Source organism: Sedimentibacter sp. B4, assembly GCF_000309315.1.
Classification (GTDB): domain Bacteria; phylum Bacillota; class Clostridia; order Tissierellales; family Sedimentibacteraceae; genus Sedimentibacter; species Sedimentibacter saalensis.
The window spans coordinates 1-382 of sequence record NZ_CANG01000176.1; the positions used below are offsets into that span (position 1 = coordinate 1).

Sequence of the window (382 nt, forward strand, 5' to 3'; positions counted from 1 at the left end):
ATGTCGCGATTCGACCCTTGCCGGTGCATCACCCTGCACAGTCGTCACATCACCGCTGTCTGATGGCCAGATCGCGACAATCACCGATCCGCTGGAGGAGCCTGCGGAGCCGGGGCCCGTCGCGATGGGCTTGACGTGATTCGGCCACGCAACCGGTCGGACGTGAACAGGGTGGACGCCGGGACGCGAGCGGCGCTCGGATGGCGACACCGGCAGCGGCTGGAGGGCGGCCCTGCGGCGCGGTGCCAGAATGAGCCGGTGACGATCGATGCCCGCGCCGTGGACGAGGCCGCCGAGAGGCTGGCCGGTGTCATCATCCGGAGCCCCCTGCAGTTCAACGACCGGCTCAGTGCGGCGACCGGGGCCTCGGTCTGGCTGAAGC

At 69.6% G+C, this 382-nt stretch carries 1 pseudogene; it reads left to right on the forward strand.

Annotated features, from left to right (window positions below):
• Positions 1–219: 219 nt before the first annotated feature.
• Positions 220–382 (forward strand): annotated as a pseudogene (locus BN358_RS27570) (threonine dehydratase); the annotation flags it as partial.